We start from the raw sequence: 13,956 nt of genomic DNA on the forward strand, positions 1-13,956 counted from the left end.
ACATATGCTGCGCATGCCCATGAGGAGACCCCTGATCAAGTCAGGGGAGAATACCCCCGCCACCTACGATTAAACGTTGTGAGTGCAGCGCGGTGAGGCTCTTCCCCGATTTAGTCGGGGATCTCGTCAACGACACGCGGCTGCCGCCGCAGTGTTGGCTGGGACATTAAGCTCTACAAACAAAAATTACAGCTATGCCGGAGCTTTGATTCCGGATACATTGAAATACCTCGGCGGGCATATGCTGCGCATGCCCATGAGGAGACCCCTGATCAAGTCAGGGGAGAATACCACGATTAGACTTATAAATATTACTTAAAACTCAAAAAAATGGCACACTTACACTCAGGAATTATGGGACCCGTTTCCGGTAAGATCGGAAACCTGGTCTACTATACTTATCGCGGAAAATGTTATGTCCGCCAGGCGCCGAAGAAAACGAAGAAGCGCCCTACATTAAAGCAAAAGATCCAGCGGGTCAAATTCGGGATAGCGGCCCGGTTCGTTTCGCCGGTAGCGAAGCTGGTGAACTACAGCTACAAACAGTTCAACCGTCGCAAGACAGGGGTAAATGTCCTTATTCGCGATATACTTAACGACGCGCTCATAGGAAAATACCCCAACTTCGGAATTGATTATTCCCGCGTGGAGTTATTACGGGGCAGCCTGCCCTGGTCTAAAGGCGTCTTATTTCACACAGAGGGCTCCCGCGATCTCGATATCAGCTGGGAGCTATGGGCCGACGGGGCGCACCTGGAAGACGAACTGATCGTTATGACCTACTGGTGCAATGCCCGCAAATGGCTGTTCGCTGAAGGCGTCGCACAGAGACTTCAAGGATCCTGCACTCTGCACATTGAAGCGCCTATAGACGAAGGTCCTGTCCAGGTCTGGATGGCTTTCCGGTCGCCCGATCGCAGGACTTTCTCGAACAGCGAATTTTTAGGAGAAGTGATCATGCACAAATCGCCATCCTATGAAAACTGATCGTTTGCAAAATGGGGCCGTATGGTTTTACGGTCCCATATTTTTAATTGTCTTTACAGCTACGGTGTATTTGTCACTCGTTACGGAGGCGGCTGGTCTCCAGGAGTCTCCGGCCAGATTTAAAATCAGGGTAAAGGCGAAAGAGGTGCAGCGGATTTACACTTCCCAGCTGGGAGTACGGGAAAAGGCTTCTAATTCGGGTCCGGCAGTTGAGCAATACCTGCGCTATGTTAATCTCCCGAAAGGAAATCCATGGTGCGCAGCCTTTGTATGCTGGGTGCTGGGGAAGGCGGGGGTTGATAACCCGCGGACGGGGTGGTCGCCGGCGTTGTTCCCGGCTAAGAGGGTGATTTGGGAGAGGGCGAAAAGGGAGTTGAAACCCGATAGCTATCGGGAGGGCGATGGTACCCGGGGTATGGCGGGGCCACGAATGGGTGACGTGTTCGGGATCTATTTCCCTGAAAAGGGGCGTATTGCCCATGTAGGCTTCGTGGATGAATGGGATGGCACCTGGGTGCTTACCGTGGAAGGGAATACGAATGGGGAGGGGGAAGGATCCCTCGCTTCGCCCGGGATGACGACGGACGGAGTGTACAGGAAGAGGCGGTTGGTGAGGTCAGTTTTTAGGGTGGCGAGGTACGTCGAGTAGTATCATGTAGCAAGACATTACTCAGCACCGTTACGGGGGCCGCCATCAAAAGGTGAAAACTGAAAACTGAAAGTGGCTGGGCGGAGATTTGACGTCAAACTTTTGCTTCCTCTGCGCTTAAGGAGCCTTTGCAACCTCCACGTTTACCCGCCGCACCATGTTAATCAAAAACACTATGAAAAAATTAAAGATCGTTATCAGAACAGTATCTTTTAGCCTCGTTATGCTAAGCTTTGGTTCCTGTCGTATCAAAAATCTCGACAAGCAATCCCTCCGGGTTATAGACCGCCAATCAACAGATCTCAGCATCCGGCACATGCAAGATGAAAATTACGAAGGCCAGAGGTTCGTTTCCATTAGGGATTCCGGAGATTATCAATATCGCGTAAACATCTTTCCTGCCAGTACATTTAGCTTTTCCATACAAGATGGTTTTAAAGGAAATGCTTCCCGGATAGAGGTTCTTGGAAGGAACCGGCAGACAAAGATTGTGTCTGACAGCAACTCATTTTACATAGGGCGGCAAACTGAAATGCTATACGACCGGGAAAGTGAAAGCAAGACGACGGCGGTATCGCGGGCGAAGAATTTGGAAAAGAGGAAGAGTAGTATACTGCCTTATCTTTTAGGTCTTGTCCTAGGGGTTGTGGCAGTATGGTTGGGCTGGAGGGTGTGGAAGAGGGACTTCCAAGAGTAGAACGCAGATTTCTAAAAAGGAAGGAATGTAGCTATACGATGGAAACCATTTATCTCAAATTCCATACCTTTACTTCTCAAACAGCCCAATGAAAGGAATTATCCTCGCCGGCGGATCCGGCACACGTTTGCACCCGTTAACCCTGGCCGTTAGTAAGCAATTGATGCCGGTTTACGATAAGCCGATGATCTATTACCCCTTGTCTACTTTCATGCAAGCAGGCATCAATGAGGTATTGATCATTTCCACGCCGCATGATCTTCCTCATTTTGAGAAACTCCTGGGAGACGGCAGCCGGATCGGCTGTAAATTCTCCTATGCAGAGCAGGCGGTACCTAACGGACTTGCCCAGGCTTTCGTTATAGGCGAAGAATTTATCGGTGATGATGATGTCGCCCTGATCCTGGGTGACAACATCTTTCACGGCGATTCTATAAGTAACCTTCTGCCCACCATTAAGAACCCCGAAGGAGGGGTGGTATTTGCTTACCAGGTTTCCGACCCGGAGCGGTATGGGGTGGTTGAGTTTGATAACGATTTTAACGCCCTTTCCATAGAAGAGAAGCCGGCTAAACCGAAATCTAATTACGCAGTGCCAGGATTATATTTTTATAATAACTCGGTGGTTGAGGTGGCAAAAAACATCCAGCCATCGGCAAGGGGCGAATATGAGATAACCGATGTAAACAAGCATTACCTGGAACAGGGTAAGCTGAAAGTCGGCGTTTTGAGCCGCGGAACCGCCTGGCTGGATACCGGAACTTTTAATTCATTGATGCAGGCCGGTCAGTTTGTGCAGGTTATTGAGGAGAGGCAGGGTCTGAAGATCGGGTGTATCGAGGAGGTGGCGTATGAGATGGGGTTTATTGATGCACAAGAGTTGAGGAAATTGGCGGAGCCACTGAGAAAGAGTGGGTATGGGGAGTATTTGGTGGGGTTGATAGATGGAAATCATTGAGTCATGGTCAGTGATAAGTATTTAGTGACCGGGATTCAGGGATCAGCTTCCGCGGTCTTTAACGGGACGAAGGTACTAAGCTTAAATCAGGACTTTTATGTTCTTTATCCTTTCTAAAGTTCTCGATTTTTTATTGTCCCCGCTAGTGTGGATCATGCTTCTTTTCCTGGGAAGCTTCATAATTCGAAAATCTGTTCTTAAAGATCGATTGGTCTATTCCGGGATTGCTCTTCTAATACTATTTAGCAATCCTTTCCTGGCTGGAGAAGCTTTCCGGGCATGGGAAGGAGAACCGCAGCCTTTAAAGAATATTGGCAGTTACGACACTGGGATAGTATTGACCGGTGTGGCCTTCAATAGATCTTCCGCACCGGATAGAGTGTTCTTTTCGAAAGGTGCGGACCGCGTTTTACACGCCATACAATTATATAAGATTGGGAAAATCACGCGAATCCTGATTACCGGAGGTTCGAGCTCGCTCACAAAGAAAAATATCCCTGAATCGGTTAGATTGAAAGAGGTGATGTTATATAGCGGAGTGCCCGACTCGGTCATTTATATTGAAAGTAAGTCTCGTAATACACGTGAGAGTGCCGCATATACTAAGCAGTTAGTCGATAGCATACAAATCGCATCGAAATCACTGTTGATCACTTCTGCTTTTCATATACCTCGCTCGCTTGGCTGCTTCAGGAAAGTTGGCTTGAAAGTGGATGGTTATGGTGTAGATTATTATACAAGAGATCGGTCTTTTAATCTAATTCCCAGTGTAAATGCGTTACACTTATGGACGGTATTGATTCATGAATTGGTGGGGTATGGAACTTACAAAGCTGTAGGTTATCTCTGAGGGGGTAAAATGGGAATAAATTTCACCCTGCCACAGCCTAATTTATTTTTGAGACATTCGTATATCCCAAATAATGTATATTAATCAAAGAACCGAAAGACACTTTAACCTTTTTTTGATATTATTGCCCTGCTAAAACCCTTTTAAGTAGAACGCCGTGAACGTTGATGAACGATAGTCTGAGCATTTTTATGCCATTTTATAATGATGCCGGCACGGTGAAGAAAATGATCAGCGAAGCCTATTATTATGGTGGTAAGCTTACTAATGATCTCGAAGTGGTTGCTGTCAATGATGGCAGCACGGATCATACATTAAAAGAGCTTAAGCAAATGCGAAAACAGTTCCCGGCTCTCAAGATTGTCTTTCATAAAAAAAACCGGGGATATGGGGGGGCATTGAGATCGGGCATCTCCAATACCACAAAAAAATGGGTCTTTTATACAGATGGCGATGCCCAGTATCACTTTGATGAGCTTGAAAAGCTTTGGTTAATGCGGAATGACTGCGATGTCGTGAACGGATATAAACTGCACCGTTCTGATAACCTTGTGCGAAAGGTTGTCGGCTCTTTATATAGCCGGGTAGTTAAAAGTATCTTCAAAACCCCGATCACAGATGTCGACTGTGATTTCCGGTTAATAAACGGCAGCGTTCTCCGATCGCTTGACCTTAAATGCAGCAGCGGCGCTATTACCGTAGAGCTGGTCAAAAAGCTTTACTCGAAAACAAAGAAATTCAAGGAAATTGGGGTCAATCATTATTCACGCGAGTATGGCCGTTCAACATTTTTTACACCGGTTAATATTTTCAGCACGGTGAAAGAGGAGATTAGTTTGTTGAAGGAATTTCGGAGAAAGGGGTGATGCAGCAATGAGAACCATATTGACGATAAATAGAAGTCATTTTTTTCAGATCTGCCTTGTTTTTGTTATTACGAGATTGCTTATTATGATTATGGGAGCCCTCAGTTATTCGATGTTTCCGGAGAACGGGGAAGTCCACAAAAAAAAGACAATTACCGAAGCACTGGATATCCGAAATACCTGGGACCGGTTTGATTCAGGCTGGTATGAAAAATTAGCCCGGGAAGGTTACCCGCAACGGCAGTTTACCGATAAGGACCAGGAGACCTGGGGGTTTATGCCCCTGTATCCGGCGGTAATGAGTATAGTTTCAGGGATTACTGGCCTGAGTTTATTCACAAGTGGCCTGCTTATATCGAACTTTTGCACCTTTCTTGCGATGCTTTTTCTTTATAAACTCTCTGAGGAGAAATTTGGAAAAGGTATTCGAACGGTCACCTTGCTCATGATATCGGCGGGAGGCTTTTACCTGAATATTGTGTATCCATCGGGCCTGTTCGTGCTGCTTACAACAATAGTATTTTATTTTTCGTACAAAGAAAAGTTTGCCTGGGCTCTGATCATTGCTGGTTTGGCTTCGGTTACCAGGATCCAGGGCTGTCTGCTGCTCATAATTCCTGGTATAGAAATTTTGTTGAAATACCGTCAAAGCAGTTACAAGTTCCTTCCGGCCGTTCTGTTGGGCTTGCTGCCCATGATTTCTCTAATGTTCTACCTCTACCTTACATCCGGCGAGCCACTCGCTTTTATAAAGATACAGCATGCCTGGGGAAGTTCAGACCTTTTTCCATTACAGGGATTTTTGAGTGTCTTTAGCGGTGTACGGCCCGGCGGTTCGTTAACCAATGCTTGCTTCTGGGTTATTATACTCGGCTCAGTACTTTATTGTTATAAACGGCTACCTCTCTCTTATATTATTTTTACCGTATTGTATGTCCTGATATCAACCAGTAACGAATTGCTGTATGGTTCTGCACGGTATATGTTAGGAATGTTGCCGGTGTTTATCGCGATTAGTATAAGTCCTTATTATATAAGGCAGATATTTATTCTGATCAATATACTTTTCCTCTCCCTCATGATCAGCGCCTTCGTCACTAATACCATGACCTTCCTATGAGCAGCCTGATGCACTCCTCAGAGTATAGCCTGATGCACCGTTCAGAAGAGAAGCTATGGTGGTATATCGGAATGAGGGATGTTTTAAAGCATTACATCAAAAGATACTCATTTCAGCAGGCTCGGATCCTTGATGCGGGTTGCGGTACCGGGAAAAATATGGAATTTCTGATCTCGCTTGGTTATGATAATATCGTGGGGATTGACTATTCAGAAGAGGCGATTGACTTTTGCCATAAAAGGAACCTGCAACAGGCACAGTATGGTTCCATTACCGAAATAGCTTTTTCCGGCGACTCTTTTGATGTGGTTTATTGCATGGATGTATTAGGCAGCCTTGATGAGGATGAAAGGATGATCGCGGTAACCGAAATGCTGAGGGTGTTAAAGCCTGGAGGGCTATTGATAGCTAACTCCGCTTCACTGGAAATTTTCCGTTCGCAGCATGATGAGGTTGCAAATATTAAAAAGCGTTTCAAAAAAGCGGAGTTTCGGAGTTTGTTTAAGCAATACGACTCAGGCTTGAAAAAACTTACTTACAGGGTATTCCTGCTTTCTCCTTTGGTCTTGTTATTCAAAGCCGGAAAAAATCTTTTAAGGACATTAGGGCCGGCCACAGGGCCACAGTCCGATCAGGTGATATTTCCATTGGGGATTAATTGGTGTTTGACACAGATCCAGTTATTAGAAAATCGCCTCTTGAAATATTTTAATTTTCCATTCGGCTCGTCAGTATTCATTGTTCTCATTAAATCTGAGGGTTCACGTGAATCCTGACGATATTTTTCTCAGCCCTCTGATCTATAACTATTCAGAGCTTCAGCTATATATTCTGCATCCCTTTTTGTATGAATAATCGAAACAGGTAAACTTAAGGTGGTCCGGTGGATCTCGTCCGCTATCGGGAAGTGCAAGCCCCCGAATAATCCGTTGCAGGCAGTTTGCCTGTGAGGAGCCAGTGGATAATGAACCTCTGTCTTTATACCGTTTGCCAGTAGATATTGCCTGAGACCATCTCTTTTGTCATGCCTGATATTGAATATATGCCAAACATCGGCTATGTTTTTCTGAACTATAGGCAGGATAATGGATTTATTACTGATGGTGCTAAGATAAATGTTAGCGAGGCTCACTTTGTGGCTGTTAAGATCGTCGAGGTGACGGAGTTTAATCCGGAGGAATGCGGCTTGTAGTTCGTCCAGTCTTGAATTAATACCAGTATATTTGTTATAATATTTCTTATCAGAGCCATAATTGCGAAGGGCTCTGAGCTTCTCTGCCAATTCTTCATTATCGGTGATAATAGCGCCGGCGTCACCAAGTGCTCCAAGGTTTTTAGTCGGATAAAAGCTAAATGCTCCCATGATACCGAACGTCCCAACCTTCTTGCCTTGAAAGGTTGCCCCGTGAGCCTGGGCGCAGTCTTCGATCAGATGAAGATCATGTAGATCGGTTATAGCTTTGATAGCATCCATTTCACAAGGCTTACCATACAGATGCACGACTATTATTGCTTTAGTTGCAGAACTTAAGTGTCGTTTAATCTGATGGGGATCTATGTTGTATGTAGTGATCCGCGGCTCTACCAAGACCGGTTTTAGACCTGCTTGTAATATGCTGAATATTGTAGCGATATAGGTATTTGAGGGTACCAATACTTCTGATCCTTTAGGCAAGTCCAGCGCTATGAGGGAGAGATATAAGGCATCCAAACCCGAAGCTACTCCAATGCAAAATTTGCTCCCGCAGTATTTCGCAAATTCATTTTCAAAATGTTCTACTTCACTGTCAAGTATGTACCGGCCCTTTTTGATAAATTCTTTAAAGACCTCGCCGAAGCTTTCCTCAAAACGTGAATTTACCTTATTTAGATTTTCGTACTCGATCATTTATCGGGAATATGGCGTAAAGATATAGTCTTCCGGATCGTATTCGGTAGAAGCCAGTACCATAAGGATGGCATCTTCTGAAAATTGATCCATGGTGTGCCAGTCTTCGGGTTTAAGAATTAGACATTTAGATGGCTTGTCAAGAATATATTCTTCTACCGACAATCCATTGTCATTGGTGATGCGGCAAGAGCCCTTAATGCAGATGGCAGCCTGAATGCTTGTTTTATGCCTGTGACCGCCACGTGTTGAATCGTCGACTCCATAGATATAGAAAATGCGATTGATATTAAATGGGATTACCTTTTCGATCACTGTCAGATTGCCCTTTTTGTCCGTGAAAGTAATAAGGTCGATTATTTGAGCCATGTAATTTTGAAGAGCATGTATATACTAAAGAATATTGTTTGGAAAAATACAGATTTGGATCTTATGTCAACCACTAATATTGAAAAGAAGAGTTCTTTGCCAACAGAATGAGTCCTTAAAATTGGCTAGAACGCTTAACATGTTGTTTGGCCATCCATATAGGATTTGCAGAAAAGATAACTCCTTTGAGATGGGCTGGAAACAATTAAAATGATGTACCACTAACGGCCTAGACGATCAATAAAAAACAGGTTTCGGAAAGAAAAAATAAGGCGCCTTTCCGGTCAATTTAATGAGATAGAGACTTCATAATTTTATCATTGCAGTTCCAACGCTGATTGACAATAAGCAACTGAATCTCTAAGTAATTATCGTGATTTACGAATCGATTTTTTATCCCGGTGTACGAAGAAAAGTTCCAAATTTAGAAGGTGGGATAGTTTCTAGTCTTCAAAAAAAATGTTTTGAAAATGAAAAATATCAGTATGTTTGATCTAGAATGAGTACTAATTATACTCAAAGTATGCTAGAAAGCCTTATCACTTCTAAAACCAGAATCAAGCTACTGCTTAAGTTCTTCTTGAACATTAATAATCAAGGGTATTTACGAAGCCTCGAGTCGGAGTTTAACGAAAGTACTAACGGTATCAGGCAGGAACTTAACCGTTTTGAAAGTGCCGGCCTTCTTCTAGCCGAAAATGAGGGTAATAAAAAGCTCTATCGTGCAAATACCAGTCACCCCCTCTTTAAAGACCTCAATAGTATCATACGAAAATTTATAGGCGTCGAGGAGCTGCTTGAAAAAGTAATTGACAGGGTGGGGAATGTTCAACAAGTTTACCTGGAAGGGCGGATTGCGCAGGGGTTGGATTCGGATGTAATTGATCTGCTGATCATCGGGAATGAAATTAACCGGGCCTACCTAAGTAACCTGGTTGAGAAGGCAGAGCCTTTAATAAAAAAGCATATCCGTTATGTAGTATGTGAAGAAGGCAAAGGAAAACAGTACGTAGAGAAGCATGATAAGGAACTGGTATTAATTTTTGACTATACGGCATGAATTGGTATGTATTATATACCAAATCACGCTGCGAAAAGGCAGTAGCTGCGAAGCTGGCCTCCTCGGGAATCGAAGTTTATTGTCCGCTGTTAAAACGGAAGAAGCTTTGGAGCGACCGCTGGAAGTGGGTTGAAGAGCCTTTGTTTCGATCGTACTGTTTTGTGCGTTTAGAGGATAATGAAAGGGACAGGGTTTTTACAGCGAACGGGGTAGTGCGTTATTTATATCATTGCGGTAAACCGGCCGTGGTTCGTGATGAGGAGTTGGAGCTTTTAAAGAATTGGCTGAATGAGTATAGTCACGACAGCATCCAAAGCTCAGCGTTCCGGGTGCATGATAAAGTGCTTCTTAAGTCGGGTGCTTTAATGGATCAAAAGGCTGAAGTTTTAAGCAAAAGCGGAAATTACCTGACGCTGTTCCTTGAAACGCTTGGAATGCAGATCAAAGTGGATCTGCGAAAGAATATTATAGAAAAAATACCTTCCTGCTAGGAAAAAACAATGAAGATCAGCCCGCCTGGTCAGTCATGAAATGTGACTGAAGGGGCGAAGCCATATCCGGACTGAATCAAAAATTGATTTACTTTAGCCGTTTTGTATTACGTATCTTACAGAATCATTGATGAAAGCAGCATTTTTCAGGTTTAGCGGATCCTGTCTCAATACTCAATACTCAATACTCAATACTAACTACTCAATACTTTCTTCATGAAAACAGCACTAATTACCGGGATAACGGGCCAGGATGGGGCTTATCTGGCGGAATTTCTTCTTAAGAGGGGATATTTTGTGCATGGGATAAAGCGGAGGAGCTCTTTGTTTAACACCGACCGGATCGATCATCTTTACCAGGACCCTCATGAAAGTAATTTGAGACTGAAACTTCATTACGGGGACCTTACCGACTCTACCAACCTGATTCGCATCATCCAGGAGGTTCAGCCTGATGAAATATATAATCTTGCGGCGATGAGTCATGTCCAGGTAAGCTTTGAAACCCCGGAATATACCGCTAACGCAGACGGACTGGGTACCTTAAGGCTCCTGGAAGCTATCCGTATCCTGGGCCTGGAGAAAAAAACAAAAATATACCAGGCTTCCACTTCTGAGCTTTATGGACTGGTGCAGGAAGTTCCTCAATCAGAAAAGACACCTTTTTACCCGCGGTCGCCCTATGCTGTGGCGAAGATGTATGCCTACTGGATCACGGTGAATTACCGGGAGGCCTACAATATGTTTGCATGTAACGGGATCCTGTTCAATCATGAGAGCCCGGTAAGGGGTGAAACATTTGTGACGAGAAAAATTACCCGCGCTGCTGCAAAAATATCATTGGGCCTGCAGAGCTGCTTGTACCTGGGAAATTTGTCTGCGCAGCGCGACTGGGGCCACGCAAAAGACTATGTTGAAGCTATGTGGCTGATGCTGCAGCAAGAAAAGCCCGAAGATTTCGTTATTGCAACTGGTGTGACTACCTCGGTGCGGGATTTTGTAAGAATGAGTTTTGCTGAATTAGGCATCGAAGTGGAATTCAGCGGAAAAGATGAGCAGGAAAAAGGGGTCGTTATTGACGTGGACGTCGAACGCTGTGGTTCATTAGGTATAGATCCATCCACAATAAAGTTTGGTCAGACAGTGGTTAAAGTCGATCCTAAATATTTCAGGCCAACGGAAGTTGATCTGCTCGTCGGGGATCCGGGGAAAGCAAAAACGCAGTTGGGATGGGCACCGAAATACGATCTGCCGGCACTTATTAAAGAGATGGTACTATCAGACCTTCAATTGATGAAAAAGGACGAATACCTTAGAGTTGGCGGTTTTGATACCCTTAATTATTTCGAGTAAGTTGCTATCTTCAACTGTTTTCAATATTGAATAACTGGTTAAAATACCCTGAAACAGGTAAACATATAAGCAGAAGATTATTTAGCTTTGCGCAATTACATAGTATGAAGATTAAAAAAATATGCAGCCTGCTTGCTATATTATTTCTGGTGGGTCTGACGATACCAGTTATGGCACAGGTGAACCCGCAAAACCTGGGTAATATACGTGTCGATGAATTAAACGACGATCAGATCAGGGCGATGATGCGGCAGGCGGAAGCCTCGGGCCTGGGCGACACCCAAATGGAGCAGATGGCAAAAGCGAGAGGGATGCGCGACGAAGAGGCTGTGAAACTGAGGGCCAGGGTCGAAGAAATAAAAAAAGCCGACAAAAAGCAGAAAAATCAGGCCGATCCCAATAAGGTCCAACCTAAAAAACCCACAGGCGAACGGGAGCTCAATTTTGAAACGGACACTCTTGAAAAGCAAAAAGACCCTGAGACAGAAGCGGAAAAAGCTTTCCTGGAACTTCGTTCAAAGATCTTCGGCGCCGATCTTTTCAAAAACTCCAACCTGACCTTTGAGCCAAATCTCAATATGGCCACTCCCAGGAACTATGTTATCGGGCCTGGTGATGAACTGCTGATTGACATTTACGGGAATTCTGAGGCTTCTTATAATTTAAAGGTGAGCCCGGAAGGGAATATTAACATCGAGTATGTCGGGATTGTTCCTGTAGGCGGACTGACCATTGAGGCAGCGACGTCCAGGATCAGGTCGAGGATGTCATCTGTTTATTCCGGCCTTCGTAATGGCAGCGTTAATTTAAATATAGCAGTTGGAAATATCCGTAGTATCAAGGTCATTCTTACCGGCGAGGTTGTTAAGCCGGGAACTTATACCTTGCCTTCCCTCGCTAATGTTTTCAATGCACTCTATTCTTCGGGCGGCCCCAATGAAAATGGCTCCTTCAGGGCTATCGAACTGATTCGTGGTGGTAAAAAAATTGCTACGCTGGATATTTACGATTTCCTGATGCGCGGCGAAATGGCAAATAACCTGAGGCTCCAGGATCAGGACATTATCCGCATACCGGTATACCGGTCGCGCATCGAGATCGTCGGAGAAGTAAAACGCCCCGGCATTTTCGAATTATTGGAAAATGAATCATTCGCCGATCTCTTACGTTTTTCTGGTGATTTTACCGAAAGTGCATTTAAGGCGAGGGTTAAGGTGTTAAAGAATACCGACACCGAGCGTAAAATTGCTGATATTACGAGCGGGCAATTCGAAATCTATAAGCCCTCAAGCGGAGATAAATATTTTGTCGACCGGGTTTTGGAACGCTTCGCGAACCGCGTTACCATTGAGGGAGCTGTATTCAGGCCCGGGCAGTTTGAACTCGAACCGGGTATGAAACTTTCACAGCTGATCCGTAAAGCGGAGGGAGTGAAGGAAGACGCTTTTATGGAACGGGGTTATATTACGAGATTGAAGCCCGATAACCAGACCGAGGTAATCTCTTTCAATGTATCTGGTATTTTAAAGGGAACCTCCGCGGACATTAGCTTGCTTAGGGAGGATATCATATCCATAGCGTCCATATTTGACCTGAAAGAGGAGTTCAAGGTTTCGATCGATGGCGAGGTTCGTGAGCCCGGTGTATTTGATTACGCTGAGAATATGACCCTCGAGGAACTTATCCTGAAAGCTGGCGGTTTTACTCAGGCAGCTACCGCGCAGCGTGTAGAGGTTTCCAGGCGGGTAAAAAACAGTAATATAACTTCTGCTTCTGCAGTTATTGCAGAAGTATTTCAAATTAATATAGATCCCAATCTGAATTTTTCTTCTCCTAAGTTTGTATTACAGCCTTTTGATATTGTTTCGGTAAGGAGCTCCATGGGTTACGAGGTGCAAAGGCAGGTGAAAGTGGAGGGCGAAGTATTGTATCCGGGCATGTATACCATTGCTAACAAAGACGAACGTGTATCGGATCTGCTTAAGCGTGCGGGAGGCTTGACAGCTCTTGCCTATACTAAGGGTGCGTCTTTGAAACGGGAAGGCAAGGATAAAGATGCGGATTTGCTCGGCGGGGCCAGGAACAAAAAGAATGAGATCAATGAGGAAGATCTGGAGAATGACCGCTTAGCTAAACTTTCCAGGCTTCAGGGCAATGTCAAGGATTCTGCGGATGTTTTGAAACAGGAGGAAATACTTAAGAATGTTTATGTAGGTATCGAATTGGATAAGATTCTTCAGAATCCTCACACAAATGTTGATTTGATCCTGGAAGAAGGTGATGTTTTGCGCGTTCCCAAGCAGCTGCAGACTGTAAAAGTAAACGGGGAGATATTGTATCCGGTTACGACGATATATAATCTAGGTCGAGGGTTCAAGTATTATATATCCCAGGGCGGCGGGTTTTCCAACAAATCTTTAAAAAGACGGTCATATGTGATTTATGCAAATGGTGCTGTTAAGAGCACGTCCAAGATACTATTCTTTAACAATTATCCTTCGGTCGAGCCTGGCGCGGAATTGTTTGTGCCTAAAAAGGATGCCAATCAAAAAATATCTGCGCAAGAGTTACTTGGTATAACCACTGGTATCGCGTCTCTTGGAGCTATTATTTTGGGTATTATGAACCTCAGTAAATAGAAGCAAAAAGCCTTAATTGATTAACGAAA

14 protein-coding genes are annotated in these 13,956 nt (G+C 44.4%); 12 read left to right on the forward strand and 2 right to left on the reverse strand.

Going from position 1 to position 13,956, the window contains the following annotated elements; genetic code table 11:
- The first annotated feature begins 330 nt into the window (after positions 1–330).
- From P2W76_RS14885 to P2W76_RS14920, 8 genes are all read left to right on the forward strand, one after another.
- Positions 331–987, forward strand: coding sequence for a DUF6266 family protein (locus P2W76_RS14885; RefSeq protein WP_276348685.1), 657 nt, complete (start codon positions 331–333; stop codon positions 985–987).
- Positions 977–1,636, forward strand: coding sequence for a CHAP domain-containing protein (locus P2W76_RS14890; protein ID WP_276348687.1), 660 nt, complete (start codon positions 977–979; stop codon positions 1,634–1,636). Before P2W76_RS14885 ends, P2W76_RS14890 begins: the two co-directional genes overlap by 11 nt.
- 175 nt (positions 1,637–1,811) lie before the next feature.
- Positions 1,812–2,333, forward strand: a complete 522-nt coding sequence (locus tag P2W76_RS14895; RefSeq protein ID WP_276348689.1) for a hypothetical protein — start codon at positions 1,812–1,814, stop codon at positions 2,331–2,333.
- Between the two features lie 88 nt (positions 2,334–2,421).
- Positions 2,422–3,291, forward strand: a complete 870-nt coding sequence (rfbA, locus tag P2W76_RS14900) for a glucose-1-phosphate thymidylyltransferase RfbA (RefSeq protein ID WP_276348690.1) — start codon at positions 2,422–2,424, stop codon at positions 3,289–3,291.
- Between the two features lie 97 nt (positions 3,292–3,388).
- Positions 3,389–4,141 carry a YdcF family protein gene (locus tag P2W76_RS14905; protein ID WP_276348692.1) on the forward strand — a complete coding sequence of 251 codons (753 nt, stop codon included), beginning with the start codon at positions 3,389–3,391 and terminating at the stop codon, positions 4,139–4,141.
- Between the two features lie 167 nt (positions 4,142–4,308).
- The gene (locus P2W76_RS14910) at positions 4,309–5,007 is read left to right on the forward strand and encodes a glycosyltransferase family 2 protein (protein WP_276348693.1); all 699 of its coding nucleotides are present in this window, start codon (positions 4,309–4,311) and stop codon (positions 5,005–5,007) included.
- A 91-nt stretch (positions 5,008–5,098) separates the two neighbouring features.
- On the forward strand, positions 5,099–6,127 hold the full coding sequence (locus tag P2W76_RS14915) for a hypothetical protein (RefSeq protein WP_276348694.1): 1,029 nt from the start codon (positions 5,099–5,101) through the stop codon (positions 6,125–6,127).
- A complete protein-coding gene (locus P2W76_RS14920) occupies positions 6,124–6,903 on the forward strand; it encodes a class I SAM-dependent methyltransferase (RefSeq protein ID WP_276348695.1) in 780 nt (259 codons plus the stop codon). Before P2W76_RS14915 ends, P2W76_RS14920 begins: the two co-directional genes overlap by 4 nt.
- Positions 6,904–6,914: 11 nt before the next feature.
- Here the strand turns inward: P2W76_RS14920 and P2W76_RS14925 are convergent, their stop codons facing one another.
- Complete coding sequence (locus P2W76_RS14925) at positions 6,915–8,015, reverse strand: DegT/DnrJ/EryC1/StrS family aminotransferase (protein ID WP_276348696.1); 1,101 nt, start codon at positions 8,013–8,015, stop codon at positions 6,915–6,917.
- A complete protein-coding gene (locus tag P2W76_RS14930; RefSeq protein WP_276348697.1) occupies positions 8,016–8,384 on the reverse strand; it encodes an FdtA/QdtA family cupin domain-containing protein in 369 nt (122 codons plus the stop codon).
- Positions 8,385–8,907: 523 nt separating this feature from the next.
- Here P2W76_RS14930 and P2W76_RS14935 point away from each other — a divergent pair.
- The 4 genes from P2W76_RS14935 (at position 8,908) to P2W76_RS14950 (ending at position 13,927) form a co-directional block, all read left to right on the forward strand.
- On the forward strand, positions 8,908–9,444 hold the full coding sequence (locus tag P2W76_RS14935) for an ArsR family transcriptional regulator (RefSeq protein ID WP_276348698.1): 537 nt from the start codon (positions 8,908–8,910) through the stop codon (positions 9,442–9,444).
- On the forward strand, positions 9,441–9,935 hold the full coding sequence (locus P2W76_RS14940) for a UpxY family transcription antiterminator (protein WP_276348699.1): 495 nt from the start codon (positions 9,441–9,443) through the stop codon (positions 9,933–9,935). The genes P2W76_RS14935 and P2W76_RS14940 overlap by 4 nt, the downstream gene beginning before the upstream one ends.
- A gap of 216 nt (positions 9,936–10,151) precedes the next feature.
- On the forward strand, positions 10,152–11,288 hold the full coding sequence (gene gmd, locus P2W76_RS14945; protein WP_276348700.1) for a GDP-mannose 4,6-dehydratase: 1,137 nt from the start codon (positions 10,152–10,154) through the stop codon (positions 11,286–11,288).
- A gap of 104 nt (positions 11,289–11,392) precedes the next feature.
- On the forward strand, positions 11,393–13,927 hold the full coding sequence (locus P2W76_RS14950) for an SLBB domain-containing protein (RefSeq protein WP_276348701.1): 2,535 nt from the start codon (positions 11,393–11,395) through the stop codon (positions 13,925–13,927).
- The last annotated feature ends 29 nt before the right edge of the window (positions 13,928–13,956 follow it).

Source organism: Daejeonella sp. JGW-45, from assembly GCF_029360805.1.
Taxonomy (GTDB): domain Bacteria; phylum Bacteroidota; class Bacteroidia; order Sphingobacteriales; family Sphingobacteriaceae; genus Daejeonella.